Source organism: Hydrogenovibrio sp. 3SP14C1 (assembly GCF_029625905.1).
Lineage (GTDB): Bacteria > Pseudomonadota > Gammaproteobacteria > Thiomicrospirales > Thiomicrospiraceae > Hydrogenovibrio.
In genome coordinates this window covers 1-303 of record NZ_JARTLM010000041.1, presented here as the reverse complement: position 1 = coordinate 303, position 303 = coordinate 1, and the positions used below count along the sequence as shown (strand labels likewise).

Annotated in this window: 1 protein-coding gene; it reads left to right on the top strand. The window is 43.2% G+C overall.

Annotated elements, in window-relative coordinates; genetic code table 11:
• Positions 1-303: DUF1642 domain-containing protein (locus P8629_RS11555; protein ID WP_278166277.1), on the top strand; the 303-nt coding region annotated here is incomplete at both ends.

The window sequence follows — 303 nt, the reverse complement described above, 5'->3', positions numbered from 1 at the left end:
CTAACCGTGATGTTGAAATCTCCCTCACCGAACCACAAGCCGAGAAGGTAGAAGTTCCTGATTTTGTGGCAGAGTGGTTAAAAACTAATAAGTATTCGACCGACATATATGACCTGTTTCAAGCTGTAGAATATGCCACCGATTCGGATGGGTTTATTCCGGAAAATTGGAAATGGTGCGGAGAGTTTTATGATTGGGTAAGCCAAGAGTCTGATACTCTTTATATTTTGTCTGATGCTATTAGATACGGCTACACTGTCAAGTCGAAGCGGTGGGTGGTTAAGGCTGGTGATTACCACAGCA